Origin of the sequence: Kitasatospora sp. NPDC005751, assembly GCF_040630835.1 — a bacterium.
Classification (GTDB): domain Bacteria; phylum Actinomycetota; class Actinomycetes; order Streptomycetales; family Streptomycetaceae; genus Kitasatospora.
The window spans coordinates 1-16,063 of sequence record NZ_JBEXYC010000046.1 but is presented as its reverse complement, the minus strand read 5'-3'; the positions used below and the strand labels follow the sequence as shown (position 1 = coordinate 16,063).

Annotated in this window: 14 protein-coding genes, 1 tRNA gene and 1 pseudogene; 5 read left to right on the top strand and 11 right to left on the bottom strand. The window is 73.0% G+C overall.

All coding sequences use genetic code 11. The features are described 5' to 3' along the window. The first annotated feature begins 210 nt into the window (after positions 1–210). Positions 211–2,946, top strand: a complete 2,736-nt coding sequence (ppc, locus tag ABZ497_RS28345; RefSeq protein ID WP_329492225.1) for a phosphoenolpyruvate carboxylase — start codon at positions 211–213, stop codon at positions 2,944–2,946. 89 nt (positions 2,947–3,035) lie between these two features. Here the strand turns inward: ppc and ABZ497_RS28340 are convergent, their stop codons facing one another. From ABZ497_RS28340 to ABZ497_RS28315, 6 genes are all read right to left on the bottom strand, one after another. Then, the gene (locus ABZ497_RS28340) at positions 3,036–3,362 is read right to left on the bottom strand and encodes a hypothetical protein (RefSeq protein ID WP_352290665.1); all 327 of its coding nucleotides are present in this window, start codon (positions 3,360–3,362) and stop codon (positions 3,036–3,038) included. A gap of 180 nt (positions 3,363–3,542) precedes the next feature. Then, positions 3,543–4,124, bottom strand: a complete 582-nt coding sequence (pth, locus tag ABZ497_RS28335; RefSeq protein ID WP_329489320.1) for an aminoacyl-tRNA hydrolase — start codon at positions 4,122–4,124, stop codon at positions 3,543–3,545. Between the two features lie 107 nt (positions 4,125–4,231). Beyond that, the gene (locus ABZ497_RS28330) at positions 4,232–4,822 is read right to left on the bottom strand and encodes a 50S ribosomal protein L25/general stress protein Ctc (RefSeq protein ID WP_329489319.1); all 591 of its coding nucleotides are present in this window, start codon (positions 4,820–4,822) and stop codon (positions 4,232–4,234) included. 286 nt (positions 4,823–5,108) lie between these two features. Then, positions 5,109–6,086: a ribose-phosphate diphosphokinase gene (locus ABZ497_RS28325; RefSeq protein ID WP_329489318.1), complete on the bottom strand. Its 978-nt coding sequence runs from the start codon at positions 6,084–6,086 to the stop codon at positions 5,109–5,111. Between the two features lie 201 nt (positions 6,087–6,287). Then, positions 6,288–7,745: a bifunctional UDP-N-acetylglucosamine diphosphorylase/glucosamine-1-phosphate N-acetyltransferase GlmU gene (glmU, locus tag ABZ497_RS28320; protein ID WP_359809243.1), complete on the bottom strand. Its 1,458-nt coding sequence runs from the start codon at positions 7,743–7,745 to the stop codon at positions 6,288–6,290. 138 nt (positions 7,746–7,883) lie between these two features. After that, positions 7,884–7,957 (bottom strand) — tRNA-Gln (locus ABZ497_RS28315). Positions 7,958–8,193: 236 nt separating this feature from the next. On the opposite strand from ABZ497_RS28315, the gene ABZ497_RS28310 reads away from it, so the two are divergent. After that, a complete protein-coding gene (locus ABZ497_RS28310) occupies positions 8,194–9,165 on the top strand; it encodes a fatty acid desaturase (protein ID WP_359809241.1) in 972 nt (323 codons plus the stop codon). Between the two features lie 95 nt (positions 9,166–9,260). After that, on the top strand, positions 9,261–9,941 hold the full coding sequence (locus ABZ497_RS28305) for a TetR/AcrR family transcriptional regulator (RefSeq protein WP_352290676.1): 681 nt from the start codon (positions 9,261–9,263) through the stop codon (positions 9,939–9,941). Positions 9,942–9,967: 26 nt separating this feature from the next. Here the strand turns inward: ABZ497_RS28305 and ABZ497_RS28300 are convergent, their stop codons facing one another. Then, positions 9,968–10,792, bottom strand: a complete 825-nt coding sequence (locus ABZ497_RS28300; protein WP_359809239.1) for a methyltransferase domain-containing protein — start codon at positions 10,790–10,792, stop codon at positions 9,968–9,970. A gap of 111 nt (positions 10,793–10,903) precedes the next feature. On the opposite strand from ABZ497_RS28300, the gene ABZ497_RS28295 reads away from it, so the two are divergent. Next, positions 10,904–11,401, top strand: a complete 498-nt coding sequence (locus ABZ497_RS28295) for a MarR family transcriptional regulator (protein WP_352290661.1) — start codon at positions 10,904–10,906, stop codon at positions 11,399–11,401. Positions 11,402–11,419: 18 nt separating this feature from the next. On the opposite strand, the gene ABZ497_RS28290 is transcribed toward ABZ497_RS28295, so the two are convergent. From ABZ497_RS28290 to ABZ497_RS28280, 3 genes are all read right to left on the bottom strand, one after another. Next, positions 11,420–13,000, bottom strand: coding sequence for a nucleoside-diphosphate sugar epimerase/dehydratase (locus ABZ497_RS28290; RefSeq protein ID WP_359809237.1), 1,581 nt, complete (start codon positions 12,998–13,000; stop codon positions 11,420–11,422). Between the two features lie 61 nt (positions 13,001–13,061). Further along, positions 13,062–14,015, bottom strand: a complete 954-nt coding sequence (locus ABZ497_RS28285) for a response regulator transcription factor (RefSeq protein ID WP_359809236.1) — start codon at positions 14,013–14,015, stop codon at positions 13,062–13,064. 313 nt (positions 14,016–14,328) lie between these two features. Then, positions 14,329–14,910 (bottom strand): NAD(P)H-dependent oxidoreductase, encoded by a 582-nt coding sequence (locus tag ABZ497_RS28280; protein WP_359809235.1) that lies wholly within the window; start codon positions 14,908–14,910, stop codon positions 14,329–14,331. 118 nt (positions 14,911–15,028) lie between these two features. On the opposite strand from ABZ497_RS28280, the gene ABZ497_RS28275 reads away from it, so the two are divergent. Next, positions 15,029–15,688 (top strand): TetR/AcrR family transcriptional regulator, encoded by a 660-nt coding sequence (locus ABZ497_RS28275; protein WP_359809233.1) that lies wholly within the window; start codon positions 15,029–15,031, stop codon positions 15,686–15,688. A 141-nt stretch (positions 15,689–15,829) separates the two neighbouring features. On the opposite strand, the pseudogene ABZ497_RS28270 reads toward ABZ497_RS28275, so the two are convergent. Further along, positions 15,830–16,063, bottom strand: a pseudogene (locus ABZ497_RS28270) (UDP-glucose 4-epimerase GalE); the annotation flags it as partial.

The window sequence follows — 16,063 nt, the reverse complement described above, 5'->3', positions numbered from 1 at the left end:
GGACAGCAACCGCCCCGACACCTATGCTGGGTCGCGTCGGACAGCGCGGTCCGCACGCGTCACACCCGCCACACGTGTGCGGAGCTGTGACGATGAGCCGTTGCCGAACCCCACCACCACAGGGAGCCAGCCGTGACCGCTCCGGTCCCCACCCCGGCGGACAGCCCCAGCCGTGTCGGCCCCGCCGGCGCCGACGCCGACAACACAGCCCTGCGCGCGGACATCCGCCGCCTCGGCGACCTCCTCGGCGAGACGCTGGTCCGCCAGGAGGGCCCCCAGCTGCTGGGCCTGGTCGAACAGGTCCGCCTGCTGAGCCGCACCGACGGCGAGGCCACCGCCGAACTGCTCTCCGACATCGACCTGGACACCGCCGCCAAGCTGGTCCGCGCGTTCTCCACCTACTTCCACCTCGCCAACGTCACCGAGCAGGTGCACCGCGGCCGGGAGCTGGCCACCCGCCGCGCCCGCGAGGGCTCGCTGCTCGCCCAGACCGCGGACCAGCTCGGCGAGGCGGACCCGAAGCACCTCGCGAACACCCTGGCCCACCTGGCCGTCCGCCCGGTCTTCACCGCCCACCCCACCGAGGCCGCCCGCCGCAGCGTCCTCAACAAGCTCCGCCGGATCGGCGAGCTGCTCGACCGGATCCACCGCGAGCAGATCGCCGCCGGCCTCTCGCACGCCGACCAGGCCCGCACCACCTCCGCCAAGCGGCAGGCCGACCGCCGCCTCGCCGAGGTCATCGACCTGCTCTGGCAGACCGACGAGCTGCGGATCGCCCGCCCGGAGCCGACCGACGAGGCCCGCAACGCCGTCTACTACCTGGACGAGCTCTACCGCGAGGCCGTCCCCGAGGTCCTGGAGGAGCTGCACGAGGAGCTCGCCCGGGTCGGCCTCACCCTGCCCGACGGCGTCCGCCCGCTCACCTTCGGCACCTGGATCGGCGGCGACCGCGACGGCAACCCGAACGTCACCCCGCAGGTCACCTGGGACGTCCTGAACCTCCAGCACGAGTACGGCATCAAGGACGCCCTGGCGGCCGTCGACGACCTGCGCAACTCGCTCTCCACCTCCGAGCGCCTGGCCGGCGCCTCGGCCGAGCTGGTCGCCTCGCTCCACGCCGACCTGGACGTGCTCCCCGAGCTGAGCCCGCGCTACAAGCGGATGAACGCCGAGGAGCCCTACCGCCTCAAGGCCACCTGCGTCCGGCTCAAGCTGGAGAACACCCGCGAGCGGCTCGCCCAGGGCACCCCGCACATCGCGGGCCGCGACTACCTCGGCACCCGCGAGCTCGTCGCCGACCTCCGGCTGATCCAGGAGTCGCTCCGCTCCCACCGCGGCGGCCTGATCGCCGACGGGCGGCTCGCCCGCGCCATCCGCACCATCGAGGCCTTCGGCCTCCAGCTCGCCACCATGGACGTCCGCGAGCACGCCGAGGCCCACCACCACGCGCTCGGCCAGCTCTTCGACCGACTCGGCGAGGAGGCCTGGCGCTACGCGGACATGCCCCGCGAGTACCGGCAGAAGCTGCTCGCCAAGGAGCTCCGCTCGCGCCGCCCGCTCGCACCCACCCCGGCCCCGCTGGACGCCGCGGGCACCAAGACCCTCGGCGTCTTCAACACCATCCGCGAGGGCTTCGAGCGGTTCGGCGACGAGATCGTCGAGAGCTACATCATCTCGATGTGCCAGGGCGCCGACGACGTGTTCGCCGCCACCGTGCTGGCCCGCGAGGCCGGTCTGATCGACCTGCACGCCGGTATCGCCAAGATCGGCATCGTGCCGCTGCTGGAGACCACCGACGAACTCCAGGAGGCCGACCGGATCCTGGACGAGATGCTCTCCGACCCCTCCTACCGGCTGCTCGTCTCGCTGCGCGGCGACGTCCAGGAGGTCATGCTCGGCTACTCCGACTCCTCCAAGTTCGGCGGCATCACCACCTCCCAGTGGGAGATCCACCGCGCCCAGCGCCGGCTGCGCGACGTCGCCCACCGCTACGGGATCCGGCTGCGGCTCTTCCACGGCCGCGGCGGCACCGTCGGCCGCGGCGGCGGCCCCTCGCACGAGGCCATCCTGGCCCAGCCCTGGGGCACCCTGGAGGGCGAGATCAAGGTCACCGAGCAGGGTGAGGTGATCTCCGACAAGTACCTGCTGCCCTCGCTGGCCCGGGAGAACCTGGAACTGACCATCTCGGCCACCCTGTCCGCCTCGGCGCTGCACACCGCCCCGCGCCAGGCCCCCGAGGAGCTGGCCCGCTGGGACGCCGCGATGGACCAGGTCTCGGCGGCCGCGCACACCGCGTACCGCGCCCTGGTCGAGCAGGAGGACCTGCCGAAGTACTTCTTCGCGGCCACCCCGGTCGACCAGCTCGCCTCGCTGCACCTGGGCTCCCGGCCGTCCCGCCGCCCCGACTCGGGCGCGGGCCTGGACGGCCTGCGCGCCATCCCGTGGGTGTTCGGCTGGACCCAGTCCCGCCAGATCGTGCCCGGCTGGTTCGGCGTCGGCGCCGGCCTCGCCGCCGCCCGCGAGGCGGGTCTCGGGGACGTCCTGGACGAGATGTACGGCCAGTGGCACTTCTTCCGCAACTTCCTGTCCAACGTCGCCATGACGCTGGCCAAGACCGACCTGCGGATCGCCCGCCACTACGTCGAGCAGCTGGTGCCCGCCGAGCTGCACCACATCTTCGACCAGATCACCGCCGAGCACGAGCTGACCCTGCGCGAGGTGCTCCGCCTCACCGGGGAGAGCGAACTGCTGGAGCACAACCCGGTGCTGAAGCAGACCTTCACCGTCCGCGACGCCTACCTCGACCCGATCTCCTACCTCCAGGTCGCGCTGCTGCGCCGCCAGCGCGAGGAGGCCTCCACCGGCCGCCCGGAGGACCCGCTGCGGGCCCGCGCCCTGCTGCTGACCGTGAACGGCATCGCCGCCGGCCTGCGCAACACCGGCTGACCGGCACCCGGCACCGCAAGGGCCCGGTGCCGCCCCCTCGGTCGAGGGGGCGGCACCGGGCCCTTCGCGTCACACCAGTCGTACCGTCGTCACTCCACCGGATCGCCCGCGCGCCGGCGCTTCAGCCAGAGGGCCGCGCCGCCCGCCGCCACGACCAGGCCGCCGCCGACGGCCAGCAGGCCCGCGTCACCGCCGACCGAGCCGCCCAGTACCGGGCCGAACTGGGCCGCCGCGGGATCCTGGGACACCACACCGGGATCGGGGTCCGCCACCGTCTCCGCGTGGGCCACGCCACCGCCCGAGAGCAGCACCCCGGCCGCCCCCAGCGCACCGGCCGTGCCGACCTTGCGACCGAGCTTCCTCAGCCGTACCACCCGAACCCGCCGCAGGCGCCGGACCGGCCGCAAACTCCGCATCGAGAACTCCCCAGGACCCGTTCGCGTACGGGCCCGACGCTATCCGATCCGGCACGGGTTTCTCACACCCATTCAGGTTTGGGCGGCCAAGCGTTGTACGACTGTTGCCCAGCCGACCCGCCCACCGCGGCGGGCGGGCAGGGATCCGCTCCCTTGCCGAACAACCGTCCTGACGCTGGATCAGGAGTGGTAGACGCCCTGGGCCCGCTCCAGGCCGTCGGTGAGCAGTGCCTCCACGGCGTCCGCCGAGCGGTCCACGAACCACTCCAGCTCCTTGCGCTCGGTGGCGGAGAAGTCCTTCAGAACGAAGTCCGCGACCTCCATCCGGCCCGGCGGGCGACCGATCCCGCAGCGCACCCGGTAGTACTCCGGGCCCAGCGACTTGGTGATCGACTTCAGCCCGTTGTGGCCGTTGTCGCCGCCGCCGAGCTTCAGCCGCAGCGTCGCGTAGTCGATGTCCAGCTCGTCGTGGACGGCCACCAGGGCCGAGGCCGGCGTCTTGTAGAAGTCCCGCAGGGCGGTCACCGGGCCGCCCGAGAGGTTCATGAAGGTCATCGGCTTGGCCAGCACCACCCGCCGGCCCGCCAGCCGCCCCTCGGCCACCTGCGCGCGGCTCTTGTGCGCCTTGAACCTGGCACCCATCCGCTGCGCCAGCAGGTCCACCACCATGAAGCCGATGTTGTGCCGGTTCCGGGCGTACTGCTCCCCCGGATTGCCCAGCCCGGCCACCAGCCAGGGGCCCTCGTACGCGTCCTCGCTCATCGCATCGCTCCTCGTGCTCTCGCTCGTCGACATCATCCCGGACACACCGCTGCCCCGGCCGCTCCAGTACGGAGCGGCCGGGGCAGCGGTCAGACGGTGCGGGAGGCTCAGGCCTCGGCGCCGGCCTCGGCGGCCTCGGCGTCGGCGTCGGCCTGCGAGGCCTGGGCGCCGATGACCTGCAGCACGACGGTGTCGGCCTCGACGGCCAGCGTGGTGCCCTTGGGCAGCGAGATGTCACCGGCGGTGATCGAGGCACCGGCCTCCAGGCCCTCGACCGAGACGGTCACGGACTCGGGCAGGTGGGTGGCCTCGGCCTCGATCGGCAGCGCGTTGAGGACGTGCTCCAGCAGGTTGCCGCCGGGGGCCAGCTCGCCCTCGGTGAGGACGGGGATCTCGACGGTGACCTTCTCGCCGCGCTTCACGAGGAGCAGGTCGACGTGCTCGATGGTGCGCTTGATGGCCTGGCGCTGGATGGCCTTCGGCAGGACGTACTCGTCCTTGCCCTCGATCGGAACGACCAGCAGGGCGTTCGGGGTCTTGAGGGCCATCATCAGGTCGTGGCCGGGCAGGTTCAGGTGAACCGGGGCGTGGCCGTGGCCGTAGACGACACCGGGGACCAGGCCGGCACGACGGGCCCGGCGGGCAGCGCCCTTACCGAACTCGGAACGGGTCTCAGCGGCGATGCGGATCTCGGACACGACTGCACTCCTCGTGAAAACTGGCGCGGGGGTGCAGGCAACGCGAAAAACCGCCGGGACCACACCCACAGTACGTTCGGGGGTCACTCGGCGGCGTACGACCTCTGCCAACGGCCGGAAGAACCGGCCCCAGCAGCGCGTCGATCACGGAGCACGGGCACCCGACGAGCAGGCACACGGCATCCCTCGCCGAGCATTTTCACGAGTCTAACCGCACCGGGGCCCTCCGACGAAATCGACGGCGGCCCCGGCCCTGTGAGGACCGGGGCCGCCTGCGCGGGCTTCGTCAGTGCACGCCCTCGAACAGGCTGGTGACCGAGCCGTCCTCGAACACCTCGCGGATCGCGGCGGCGATCGACGGGGCGATCGACAGCGTGGTGATCTTGTCCAGCTGGAGCTCGGCCGGGGTCGGCAGGGTGTTCGTGAACACGAACTCGCTGACCCGGGAGTTCTTCAGACGGTCCGCGGCCGGACCGGAGAGCACGCCGTGCGTGGCGGCCACGATCACGTCCGCGGCGCCGTTCTCGAACAGCGCGTCGGCCGCGGCGCAGATGGTGCCGGCGGTGTCGATCATGTCGTCGACCAGGACGCAGACCCGGCCCTTGACGTCACCGACCACCTCGGCGGACAGGATGGTGTTGGCCTGGGTCATGTCGCGGCGCTTGTGGATGATCGCCAGCGGCGCGCCCAGACGGTCCGACCACTGGTCGGCGACCTTCACCCGGCCGGCGTCCGGGGACACCACGGTGAGGCGGTCGCGGTCGACCTTGTCGCCCACGTAGTCCGCCAGCAGCGGCAGCGCGAACAGGTGGTCCACCGGACCGGAGAAGAAGCCCTGGATCTGCGCGGTGTGCAGGTCCACCGCCATGATCCGGTCCGCGCCGGCGCTGGCCAGCAGGTCCGCGATCAGGCGGGCCGAGATGGGCTCGCGGCCCAGGTGCTTCTTGTCCTGGCGGGCGTACCCGTAGAACGGCAGGATCGCGGTGATGCTCCGGGCCGAGGCCCGCTTCAGAGCATCGATCATGATCAGCTGTTCCATGATCCACTGGTTGATGGGAGCCGTGTGGCTCTGCATCACGAAGCAGTCCGCACCGCGCGCGGAGTCCAGGAAGCGGACGTAGATCTCACCGTTGGCGAAGTCCAGGGCCTTGGTCGGGACCAGCTCGGTCCCGAGCGCCTCGGCCACCTCCCTCGCCAGCTCAGGGTGGGCACGGCCGGAGAAGAGCTTGAGTTTCTTCTCACCCGACGTCGTGATCCCGCTCACTGCACCGTCTCCTCGCGTTGCTGACGCTGAACCCGTCCGCACCGCAGGCAGGCACGAGCCCGCTGGCGATAGGGGTCGGGGAAATGTCGGTACGCCTGGACACGGGCGGTAAGCCCAGTGGCGCACGTATGTCCCCAAGGTTACGCGCCCGTGCGGAAACCGTCCGCCCCGGGACCGCCCCTCGGACTCCCACCCGGCCCGTCAGACCTCCGCGGCCCCGTCCGTCGCGGCAGCCGCGGCCTGCGCCGATGCGGTCCCGGGGCGCTTGCGCTCCACCCAGCCCGCGATGTTGCGCTGCTGCGCCCGGCTCACGCCCAGCGCGCCGGGCGGAACGTCACCGGTGATCACCGAGCCGGCCCCGGTGTAGGCGCCGTCACCGACCGTCACCGGGGCGATGAACATGTTGTCCGAGCCGGTCCGGCAGTGCGCCCCGATCACCGTGCGGTGCTTGTTCACCCCGTCGTAGTTCACCGTGACGGAGGCCGCGCCGATGTTGCTGCCCTCACCGATGGTGGCGTCCCCGATGTAGGACAGGTGCGGCACCTTGGCGCCCTCGCCCAGCTCCGAGTTCTTCACCTCGACGTAGGTGCCGACCTTCGCCTTGCGCCCGAGCCTCGCCCCCGGCCGCAGGTAGGCGTACGGGCCGGCGGTGGCGAAGTCGCCCACCTCGGCGCCGTCCGCCGTGGTGTTGCTCACACGCGCGCCGGCGCCGATCCGGGTGTCCTTGAGCGTCGAGTTCGGGCCCACCTCGCAGCCCTCGCCCAGATGGGTGAGGCCCTGCAGCTGGGTGCCCGGCAGGACCACCGCGTCCGGCTCGTAGGACACCTGGACGTCGAACCAGGTGGTCGCCGGGTCCACCACCGTGACGCCGGCGCGCATCGCCCGCTCCAGCAGGCGGTCGTTGAGCAGGCGCCGGGCCTGGGCCAGCTGCACCCGGTCGTTGATGCCGAGGATGTCCCGGTAGTCCGCGGCCACCACGGCGCCGACCCGGTGGCCGGCCGTCCGCAGGATCTCCAGGGTGTCGGTGAGGTACTCCTCGCCCTGGACGTTGTCGGTGGTGACCCGGGACAGCGCCTCGGCCAGCAGCTTGGCGTCGAAGGCGAAGACCCCGGAGTTGATCTCGTCGACCGCCCGCTGGGCGTCCGAGGCGTCCTTCTCCTCGACGATCGAGGCGACGGCGCCGTCCGCCTCGTCCCGCAGGATCCGCCCGTAGCCGAACGGGTCCGGGACGACGGCCGTCAGGACGGTGACGCCGTTGCCCTGTTCGGCGTGCGCGCCGGCGAGGGCCGCCAGCGTCGCGCCGGTCAGCAGCGGCGCGTCCCCGGTGGTGACGATCACCGTGCCGACCAGCTCGACGCCGTCGGCCGCCAGGGCCTCCAACGCGGTGCGGACGGCGTGCCCGGTGCCCTTCTGCTCCTCCTGCACCACGGCGCGCGCCGCCGGGTAGTGCGCCCCCAGGTGCTCCTGCACCTTCTCCCGCATGTGCCCGACCACGACGACCAGCTGCTGCGGGGTCAACTCCTGTGCTGCCGCGACCGCATGGCCCACCAGCGACCGCCCGCAGACCTCGTGCAGCACCTTGGGCAGGCTGTTCGACTTCATCCTGGTCCCGCCACCGGCGGCAAGCACGACAACGGCGGCAGGCGAATTGGCACTCACGGGGGGAGGCTCCTCAGTCGGTTCACAGAGAGGGCAGTGCAGCCCGGCCGGGACCCAGGCCGGTCGCCTTCGCACAGTCCGCCGAGCAGCCCCGACAATACCGGGGGGCGGGGGATGCGCCCGAAACAGAGCGCCCGCTGGCTCCGCCGCTAGGATTCGAACCCAGACAAAGGCCTCCAAAGGGCCCTGTGCTGCCATTACACCACGGCGGATCGATCATCAACTCGCAGCGCCCGAGGCGCTCCGACACAGCCTAAGGGTTGCGGCCGCATAGCTCCACCACCCCGGCGCGGCCGGCCCGGCCCGCGCGGATCCCGGGCGTTGTCCATCCAGTCGGGTGAAATACGCCGAGCCGCCCGCGGCCACGTATTCCCCTGACGGCCGAACGCAACCTACGATGCCGTAGGTTACGCAGACGTAACCTCCACCCCGCCCTCAAGGGACACCCATGACCATCCAGGCCGGCGAGGCGCGCGCCGATACCGCGCACTCCATCGATCCCGCCCCGACCCTGCTCTCCGCCACCCGCGGCGGGGAGAACCAGGGCCTCGCCGAGCGGGTCGCGCTCGGGCTGTTCATCGCCGTGCCGTTCGCCGCCCTGCTGGCGGCCGTGCCGGTGGCCTGGGGCTGGGGCCTGGGGTGGACCGATCTCGCGATCGCCACCGTCATGTACTTCCTCACCTGCCACGGCATCACGATCGGCTACCACCGCTACTTCACCCACGGCTCCTTCAAGGCCAACCGGGTCCTGCGGATCGCCCTCGCGGTGGCCGGGTCGCTGGCCATCGAGGGCCCGCTGGTCCGCTGGGTGGCCGACCACCGCAAGCACCACCGGTACAGCGACAAGGACGGCGACCCGCACTCGCCGTGGCGCTACGGCGAGACCGTCCCGGCCCTGCTCAAGGGCCTCTGGTGGGCGCACATGGGCTGGCTCTTCGACGAGGAGCAGACCCCGCAGCTCAAGTACGCGCCGGACCTCGTGGACGATCCGGCCATAAGGCGGATCTCCCGGCTGTTCTGGCTCTGGACCTCGCTCTCGATGCTGATCCCGCCGCTGGTCGGCGGGCTGGTCACGCTCTCCTGGCAGGGTGCGCTCTCCGCCTTCTTCTGGGGTTCACTGGTCCGGGTCGCCCTGCTGCACCACGTCACCTGGTCGATCAACTCGATCTGCCACGCGCTCGGCAACCGCCCGTTCCGCTCCCGCGACCGCTCCGGGAACGTCTGGTGGCTGGCGGTGCTCTCCTGCGGCGAGTCCTGGCACAACCTGCACCACGCGGACCCGACCTCGGCCCGGCACGGCGTGCTGCGCGGGCAGGTCGACTCCTCGGCCCGGCTGATCCGCTGGTTCGAGCTGGCCGGCTGGGCCCGGGACGTCCGCTGGCCGGACGCGGAGCGGATCGCCGCCCGCCGCGCCGCATGAGGGCTCGCCTGCAGCATGATGTAGGGGTGAACGGGAGCAGCGCAGACAGCACAGGCGGCCACGAGAGCCCGCGGACGGACGCCGCACCCGATCCGGTGCAGGCCCGTCCGCGTGCCGCTGCCCCGGCGGGCGCCGCGGCGCCCGCGGGCCGCCGCCGCAGCGGCCGGGTGCGGATGACCGGGAAGCAGCGGCGGGAGCAGCTGCTGGAGATCGGCCGGTCGGTGTTCGCGGAGCGCGGCTACGACGGCACCTCGGTCGAGGAGATCGCCGAGCGGGCCGGGGTGTCCAAGCCGGTGGTGTACGAGCACTTCGGGGGCAAGGAGGGGCTCTACGCGGTGGTCGTGGACCGCGAGATGCAGCTGCTGCTGGACATGGTGACGGGGGCGCTGACCGGCGGGCACTCGCGGGAGCTGCTGGAGCAGGCGGCGTTCGCGCTGATGGACTACATCGACACGTCCACGGACGGCTTCAAGATCCTGGTCCGGGACTCCCCGGTGGCCCAGTCGACCGGCACCTTCGCCTCGCTGATCAGCGACATCGCGACGCAGGTCGAGGACATCCTGGGCCTGGAGTTCAAGGCGCGGGGCTTCGACGCGCGCCTCGCCCCGATGTACTCGCAGATGCTGGTGGGCATGGTCGCGCTGACCGGCCAGTGGTGGCTGGAGGTGCGCAAGCCGCAGAAGGCCGAGGTCGCCGCCCATCTGGTGAACCTCGCCTGGCACGGCCTGGAGGGGATGGAGCGCCACCCCAAGCTGGTCGGCGACCGCAAGTCCTAGCCCGGGCCGCCGCCACCGTCCGGCCGCTACCGCTTCACCCCGACGGCGAAGATCCGCCGGAACGGGAAGACCGTGCCGTACGGGCCGGCGGGGTAGGCCTCGCGGAGCAGGGCCCCGTACTCGGCGAGGAAGGCCGCCCGCTCGGCCGGGTCGGTGAGCCGGGTCAGCACCGGCCGCAGGGCGGTGCCCTTGACCCACTCCAGGACCGGGTCCGCCCCGGGGAGCAGGGTGCTGTAGGTGGTCTCCCAGACGTCGGCGGCGCAGCCGGCCCCGGCCAGGGCCGCCAGGTAGGCGCCGGGTTCGTGGACGCCGGCCCGGGTGGCGCCCTCGCCCAGGGCGTCCCGCCAGCGGGGGCTGCGGCGGAGCCCGGCGAGCAGGGTGTGGCTGGGCGAGTCGAAGTTGCCGGGCACCTGGAAGGCGATCACGCCGCCCGGCTCCAGCGCCGCCGCCCAGCGGGGCAGCAGGTCGAGGTGCCCGGCGGGGCCGGCGGCCCCGTGCTCCGGGGTGAAGCCGATCCACTGCAGCGCCGCGTTGGAGACGATCAGGTCCGGTGCGGCCGGGGCCGGGTCGTAGCCGCGGGCGTCGGCGAGCAGGTAGTCCGCGGTGGGCTCGCCCTCGGCGCGGGCGGTGGCGAGCATCTCGGCGGAGTTGTCGAGGCCGGTGATCCGGGCTCCGGGCCAGCGTTCGCGCAGGACGGCGGTGGAGTTGCCGGGGCCGCAGCCGATGTCCAGGATCCTGGCGGCCGGTTCGTGCGGGAGGAGGGGGACGCGGGCGAGCAGGTCGCGCAGCGGGCGGGTCCGTTCGTCGGCGAAGCGCAGGTACTGCTCCGGGTCCCAGACGGGGGTGCTCATGGTCGACCTCGCAAGTATCTCGACATCAAGATATCCAGTCGCAGGTTCCACGTTACATTTCTCGATGTCAAGAGACTTCACATCGACACATCCCCCGATACACTGATCGTCATGGAGGACGAGGTCGACCGCCTGGTCGCAGCATGGCGCCGAGAGCGCCCCGACCTCGACGTGGAACCACTTGAGGTGCTCAGCCGGGTCAGCCGACTCGCCCGGCACCTCGACCGCGCCCGCCGGACGGCCTTCGCCGAGCACGGCCTGGAGCCCTGGGAGTTCGACGTCCTGACCGCGCTGCGGCGCGCCGGCTCCCCCTACCAGCTCTCCCCCGGCCAGCTGCTCACCCAGACCCTGGTCACCTCCGGCACGATGACCAACCGGATCGACCGGCTCACCGGCAAGGGCCTGGTCAAGCGCCTGCCCGATCCGGACGACCGGCGTGGCGTGCTGGTCCGGCTCACCGAGGACGGCCGCGACCGGGCCGACCAGGCGCTCGCCGGGCTGCTGGCCCACGAACGCGAGCTGCTGGCCCAGCTCACCGGCGCCCAGCAGGGCGAACTCGCCGGACTGCTGCGGCAGCTGGTCGCCCCCTTCGACAACATCCCGAGCTGACCGCCGCCCGGTCCGCCGTCAGAAGCCGTCCGGGTACGGGGAGCTGAGCGCGGGCACCGGGGCCGGCTCGGCCTCCGCGGTGCGGTAGCCGGGCAGCAGCTCGGCCAGCCGCCGGCGCACCTCCCCGTCGCTGTTGCCGACCGCCGCCGCGTACAGGCCCGTCAGACCGCCCGCGAGGTCCTCGGGGCCGCCGCCGCACCCGGCCACGGTCGCGTAGATCCGGGCGTGCGCGGTGGGCAGCCGCTCCTCGCCCTCCGAGAACAGCGCCTCGTTCAGCTTCTCGCCCGCCCGCAGCCCGGTGAAGCGGATCTCCACCTCGTCCCGGCCCAGTTGCACCTGCTCGGCGAAGTTGTGGACCAGGTCGACGATCCGCACCGGATCGCCCATGTCGAGCACGAACACCTCACCGCCGCGGGCCATCCGGCCGGACTCCAGCACCAGACCGACGGCCTCCTCGATGGTCATGAAGAACCGCGTCACATCGGGGTGGGTGATGGTCACCGGGACGCCGCTGCGCAGCTGCTCGGCCAGCACCGACAGCAGCGAACCGCGGGAGCCCAGCACGTTGCCGAACCGGACCGCCGAGAACACCCCGGTGCCCAGGTTGCGCGCGTCCCGGGCGTTCGCCTGCACGATCAGCTCGGCCAGCCGCTTGCTGGCGCCGAGCACCGAGGTCGGATCGGCCGCCTTGTCGGTGGAGATCAGCACGAACCGCTCGACACCGGTGGCCAGCGCCGCCTCCACCAGGTGGTCGGTGCCCAGCACGTTGGACTTGACCGCCTCGCTGGGGTGGCGCTCCAGCAGCGGAAGGTGCTTGTGCGCGGCCGCGTGGAAGACCACCTCGGGCTTCAGGTCGCGGAAGATCTGCTGGATCCGCGGCCGGTCCCGGATGTCCGCGATCACCAGGGACTCGTCGGTCAGCAACGCCTCACCCCAGATCTCCAGCTGGAGCCGGTGCAGGTTGGACTCGTCGTGGTCCAGCATGTAGAGCGCGCTCGGGTTGAACGCGTGGACCTGGCGGCAGAGTTCGCTTCCGATCGAGCCGCCGGCCCCGGTCACCAGCACCCGGCGGCCCTCGATCACGTCCCGCACGTCGGCGGAGACCACGTGGACCTCGCGCCGCCCGATCAGCCGGTTGACGTCCAGGCTGCGCATGTCCGAGCCGACCACCTCGCGGCGCAGCGCGGCCAGGAAGGACGGCAGGTAGCGGACGGCGGCGCCGGCCGCGGCGGCGGCGGTCGCCAGCGCCCGGACCCGCTGCGGGGCCAGGCCGGGGATGGCGAGCGCGACCACCTGGACGCGGTGGCGGACGGCGAGCTCGGTGAGCTCGGCGAGGGTCCCGAGGACGGGGACGCCGCCCACGACCCGGCCCGCCTTGGCCGGGTCGTCGTCGAGCAGGCCGATCGGGTCGAGGCCGAACTCCGGTGTCCGGCCGAGGTCGCGGACCAGCGCCGTCCCGGCCGCACCGGCTCCGACGATCAGCGTGCGCAGGCCCGTCGGCGGTGTCGCGGCCGCGGTGGCCGTGGCGGGCGAAGGGGCCTCCCCACTCGGGCCGGACCGGGCTGCGTGCGGGCGTGCGGAAGTGCTGTGCGGCGACATCTGTCCTCCGGATTTCCCTGACCTGACGGACCTGAGCCGGTACCTGGGTGTGACGGGCGGATCAGCCGGCGCCGGGAGCTGTGGTCGAGGCGACGGACGGCGGGGCAGTGGGCGCGGCCGGCTCGGAGGGGCTGACGCCCGCCCGCCGGGCGACCGCGACGGCGGCCAGGGTGGAGTGCACCCCGAGCTTGCCGAGGACGTTCTGCATGTGGGTGCGCACGGTGTGCGGGGAGAGGTAGAGCCGTTCGGCGACGGCCTGCCGGCCCAGGCCGGCCACCATGCAGCGCAGGATCTGCTTCTCCCGGGGGGTGAGCGTGTCGACCAGGCGCTCGCTCTCGGTGCGGTCCCGCCGGGCGGTGGTGAGCTCCCGGATGACACCGGTCAGCAGGGCGGGCGGCAGATGCGTCTCGTCGCGCAGCACGCCCCGGACCACGGCCAGCAGGCGGGCCAGCGAACTCTCCTTGGCCACCCACCCGGTGGCGCCGGCGTGCAGGGCGCGGGCGGCGCGCAGCGGGTCGTCGGCGGCGGCCAGGACGATCGCCCGCAGCGCGGGATGGTGGCGGCGGACCCGGGCGAGCAGGGTGATCCCGTCGGGCGCCGGGGCGGCGTGGTACCGGTCGGGCGGATACGGCCCGGGCGGGTACGGGGCGGGCGGGCAGGCCGCGGCAGGGGCGCCGCGGGCCGGGACACCGGGGCCGGCGGGCGGCCCGGGTGCGGCGGCCGGGCGGCGGGGCGCGGGCAGCGTCACCGGCGGGCGCCGTCGCAGGGCCTCGGGCGGGTCGGCCCCGGGCTGGCGCGGTGTGCGCGCTCCGTCGGCGTCGGCACCGAGGTCGGCATCGATCAGGACGACGTCGAAGGCCCGGCCCTCGGTGGCGGCACGCTCCAGGGCACGCTCGGCGGCGGCCGCGCTGCCGGCCGCGCCGACCTCCACATCGGGCTCGGCGGCGAGCGCCGCAGCCAGCGCCTCGGCGAAGATCCGGTGGTCGTCGACCACCAGGACGCGGATCCGCCCCATCGTCACTCCCCCCTGTTCGGCCGAGCTGCGCCCGGGGCGCCGGCGCGGACCACCGCCGTGGCCCGGGTCCTGCTCCGCCGCCCACCCCCCGGCTCCCGGGAGGACCAAAGCACCGACCCCCACCGGTACCGGAATCAGCGTACGGGGTGGGGGGCGGCCCGGTGGGGGTTTGGTGAAGTTTCGTCAGGAGGTGCGGACTTGGCGTGATTCGGCGACGGCGCTGCCTCCCGGCGGGCGGCGGTGACCGGGGTGGTGGCGGCCCGGGCGACGCCGTGGAGGGGGCGGCCCGGGTGTCCCGGCGACCGGCGGCCGGTCAGGCGCCGTAGGGGCGGACGGCGCGGGCGTCCCGCAGCGCGTGGGCCCACCAGGTGAGCTGGTCGAGCATGCCCTTGGCGGCGCCGGTCGGGACGGTCGGGTCGACGGGCTCGCCGTCCTCCCCGAAGGCGCCCCAGACGCTGTGGAAGCTGACGGAGTCCCGGACGGTGACGGTGTGCAGCTCGGCGAAGATCAGCCGGAGCTGCTCGACCGCGCGCAGCCCGCCGCCGAGGCCCCCGTACGAGACGAAGCCGACCGGCTTGGCCTGCCACTCGGCGCGGTGCCAGTCGATGGCGTTCTTCAGCACGGCGGGGAAGCTGTGGTTGTACTCGGGCGTGATCACCACGAACGCGTCGGCGGCGGCCAGCCGGGGCGAGAGCGCGGCGAGGCACTCGGCCTGCTCGGCCGTGGGCTCCTCGCCGAGGTGCGGCAGCGGATGGTCGGCCAGGTCGATGACATCGAGATCGAGATCGGCCCGCTGCCCGGCGGTGCGCACGAACCACTCGGCGACGGTGGGCGCGACGCGGCCCGGGCGGTTGCTGCCGACGATGACGGCGACGCGGTACGGGGTCTCGGACATGACGGTCTCCGGGAGTTGGTCTCTGCGGTCACCGCCCGATCGGACGGCCCGTCAGGTAAAGTACAACGTTCATGGCAATAGGTACAACGCTTATGGCAAACTTCTCGGGAGCCCCTCGATGACCGGTGAGAACGACACCCCGACCGCGCCCCGCCGAGGACTGGCCGAGAAGCGACAGGCCATCACCCGGGCCGCCCGGAGGGTCTTCGGCCGGGACGGCTACTCCCGCGCCGGCATCGACGCCATCGCGGCCGAGGCGGGGGTGTCCACCCGCACCATCTACAACCACTTCGCCGGCAAGGAGCTGCTCTTCCGGACCGTCGTCCAGGAGAGCACCGGACAGGTCGGGAACGCCCAGTTGGAGGTCATCGACCGCCACCTGGCCAAGGTCACCGACCTGGAGTCTGACCTCGTCGCGCTGGGCCTGGCCTGGGTGGGATCGCTGACGGCGTTCTCCGACCACTTCGCGCTGGTCCGGCAGATCAACGCCGAGGCGGCGCACCTCCCGAAGGACCTGCTGGAGGCCTGGCAGGCCGCCGGGCCGCGTCGGGCCGTGGTCGAACTCGGCTGCCGGTTCGGTGGGTTGGCCCACCGCGGACTGCTGGACGCCCCCGATCCGGAGCGCGCCGCGCAGCACTTCGTCCTGCTCGTCGGCAGCGAGATCACCCAGCGTTCCTACTGGGGGGCGTTCCCGCTCGCCCCGGCGGAGACCGAGGAGCTCGTCACCACCGGCGTGCGGGCCTTCCTGCGCGCCTATGCCGCGCGCCCGGCGCACTGACCACCGACAGACCGGCACACTGCTCGCGACGGGCGCACCGGCGAGCGGCGGGAACGGCGAAGCGCCGCCCCCGGGGTGGGGAGCGGCGCATCGTTCACGGCACGGGCCGACGACCGCGGGCCGACGAGGGCGGGCCGAGGCCTAGAGGCCGTTCTTCTCCAGGGTGAACTTCCAGGCGTCGGCGACGATGTCGTCGAGGTGGGGGCGCTTGGGGGTCCAGCCGAGCCTCTGGTGGGCGCGCTCGGCGGAGGCCACCAGGACGGCCGGGTCGCCGGCCCGTCGCTCGGCGGTGACCACCGGGATCTCGCGGCCGGTGACGCGCTTGACCGACTCGATGACCTCGCGGACCGAGAAGCCGCTGCCGTTGCCGAGGTT

Excerpts from the sequence above, each read along its gene's own strand:
- ABZ497_RS28340 (WP_352290665.1), bottom strand. The coding sequence starts at position 3,362 with ATGCGGAGTTTGCGGCCGGTCCGGCGCCTGCGGCGGGTTCGGGTGGTA.
- ABZ497_RS28295 (WP_352290661.1), top strand. The coding sequence starts at position 10,904 with ATGGAGGACGAGGTCGACCGCCTGGTCGCAGCATGGCGCCGAGAGCGC.
- ABZ497_RS28310 (WP_359809241.1), top strand. The coding sequence starts at position 8,194 with ATGACCATCCAGGCCGGCGAGGCGCGCGCCGATACCGCGCACTCCATC.
- ABZ497_RS28290 (WP_359809237.1), bottom strand. The coding sequence starts at position 13,000 with ATGTCGCCGCACAGCACTTCCGCACGCCCGCACGCAGCCCGGTCCGGC.
- ABZ497_RS28285 (WP_359809236.1), bottom strand. The coding sequence starts at position 14,015 with ATGGGGCGGATCCGCGTCCTGGTGGTCGACGACCACCGGATCTTCGCC.
- pth (WP_329489320.1), bottom strand. The coding sequence starts at position 4,124 with ATGAGCGAGGACGCGTACGAGGGCCCCTGGCTGGTGGCCGGGCTGGGC.
- ABZ497_RS28280 (WP_359809235.1), bottom strand. The coding sequence starts at position 14,910 with ATGTCCGAGACCCCGTACCGCGTCGCCGTCATCGTCGGCAGCAACCGC.
- ABZ497_RS28275 (WP_359809233.1), top strand. The coding sequence starts at position 15,029 with ATGACCGGTGAGAACGACACCCCGACCGCGCCCCGCCGAGGACTGGCC.
- ABZ497_RS28300 (WP_359809239.1), bottom strand. The coding sequence starts at position 10,792 with ATGAGCACCCCCGTCTGGGACCCGGAGCAGTACCTGCGCTTCGCCGAC.